The organism is Bacillus sp. OTU530 (assembly GCF_038440375.1).
This window is the reverse complement of the sequence record NZ_JASATP010000172.1, coordinates 1-330: the sequence shown is the minus strand read 5'-3', so window position 1 is coordinate 330 and position 330 is coordinate 1. Positions and strand designations below refer to the sequence as shown.

General features: G+C 35.8%; 1 protein-coding gene. It reads left to right on the top strand.

The window, feature by feature from the left end; translation table 11 throughout:
* On the top strand, positions 1 to 291 hold a 291-nt coding region (gene tnpA, locus AAHB12_RS31475; protein WP_342048965.1), incomplete at its 5' end, for an IS200/IS605 family transposase.
* Positions 292 to 330: the final 39 nt, after the last annotated feature.

The window sequence follows — 330 nt, the reverse complement described above, 5'->3', positions numbered from 1 at the left end:
TTAGTAAGTATCCCGCCTAAGTTAAGTGTGTCTGCATTTGTAGGATATTTAAAAGGAAAAAGTAGCTTGATGATATTTGACCGTCACGCACATTTGAAATATAGATACGGGAACCGAAAATTTTGGTGTACTGGATATTATGTAGATACAGTAGGAAGAAATAAAAAGGTGATAGAGGAATACATACGACATCAAATACAAGATGATATAGTGGCAGAACAACTCAGTTTTATGGAATACATTGATCCATTCACTGGTGAGGAGGTAAGGAGAAATCAACGAAAGAAATAATGGAGGCCTTTAGGTCTGGCCAGTAAAAGTAGTACAATT